Raw genomic sequence first — 1,367 nt, 5'->3', positions numbered from 1 at the left:
GAAAATCAAATAATCACTATAAAGATCAAGCATATCCATTTAATTCCCTCCCTAAAATTAAGGGCGGAATTCTAATGCTTTTTAGTCAAACTACAAGTTTATGTGCGTAACATGAGTGAATGATAAACTCCCAGTAGAATTAAGCAGCTCCTCATAAATTTTTTGCATAAATTTGAAACCGGCAAAGGAACGTGCCAAATGGGCTTGACTGCGCTAGATTTTAAATAGCTCACTGACAGTATAGCCTAATTTCTATCTAGCTGTTCCTATAGATATATAGGCTTAGTCAGTCCTAGTGATTTCCCTAAATTAATAGTATACAACCTGGATCAGATAGGTGCCCATCCAAAATTAATAAAGGACTAGACTATCCTTAATAAGGTTAGATTATTTAGCTGCTGGAGAGTGAACGATGATCGCATGCGCAGAGTCCTAACGATAGCATTAGTACACAAGGCCTAAATAACACTCCAGGAAAACACGCATAAAACAGACAAAACCTTAACAGCACTTTAATAAGGAATAATTATGGATATTTATACTTATTTACATAAAGATCATCTCAAAGTTTCTAAATTATTTAAAGAAATCACCGCCTCAAACAATCAAAGCGAGCGAGAAGAATTATTTCTTGAAGTACAAATGGAATTAGAACTTCATGCAGATCCCGAGCGTGACACTTTTTATAAAGCCTTGGATAAAAGAGCAAAGGGTAAAGAGGACGCAGAACATGGAATAAAAGAACATAAAGAAATTAAAAAGGCCCTTAAAGCGGTTAGAATGGCAAAAAGTGAAAGTGAATGGTTAATCAATATGGGTAAGCTCATGCATACAGTGGAACATCATGTAGAAGATGAAGAATCAAGCATGTTTGAAGATGGCAAAAAAATTATTTCTGAAAAGCAAGCAAAAGATCTAGTGGATGAAATGGAAGCTATGAAAGAAAAATTGCGCTCTTCAAAAAAATTCTTAAGCAATTTTTCCGAGGAAGAATAAATATTCATAATGAGCTCCAATAGATTGGGCTCATTTAACCTTCCCTTTTCTTGGATAGATAAAGCAAAGAGCATGTGAAATGGTGTTGGCAAGGACGTTTTATACCTGCTACCTTTATCAAATCACCTTGATTATTATTTAAATAATGCCAGCAAGTTATACTAAATTAATTAGCTAGTGGTAAATCAAAATAAAAGACGGTTTCTTTATTGGGAATACTGTCAAATTGGATAGTACATCCCAATTGTCCCATTTAGCTAGGTCCGGGGATCTGGAACAAAATTCAGGAAAAATAAGAGCTATTCCCGGTTTGTTAGTTCATTCACCTTACTCTCAGAATGGCTTATCCACAAGTCCATAGGCCAGGAGAG

2 protein-coding genes are annotated in these 1,367 nt (G+C 35.2%); both read left to right on the top strand.

Features of this window, described 5'->3' with window-relative positions:
• Nucleotides 1-528 precede the first annotated feature (528 nt).
• Nucleotides 529-996 (top strand): hemerythrin domain-containing protein, encoded by a 468-nt coding sequence (locus tag ELY15_RS15785; RefSeq protein WP_127101713.1) that lies wholly within the window; start codon nt 529-531, stop codon nt 994-996.
• Nucleotides 997-1,222: 226 nt separating this feature from the next.
• On the top strand, nt 1,223-1,357 hold the full coding sequence (locus ELY15_RS16675) for a hypothetical protein (RefSeq protein WP_255411138.1): 135 nt from the start codon (nt 1,223-1,225) through the stop codon (nt 1,355-1,357).
• Nucleotides 1,358-1,367: the final 10 nt, after the last annotated feature.

This window comes from Legionella sp. km772 (genome assembly GCF_003989735.1).
GTDB lineage: Bacteria > Pseudomonadota > Gammaproteobacteria > Legionellales > Legionellaceae > Legionella.
This window is presented reverse-complemented; position numbering and strand designations above follow the sequence as displayed.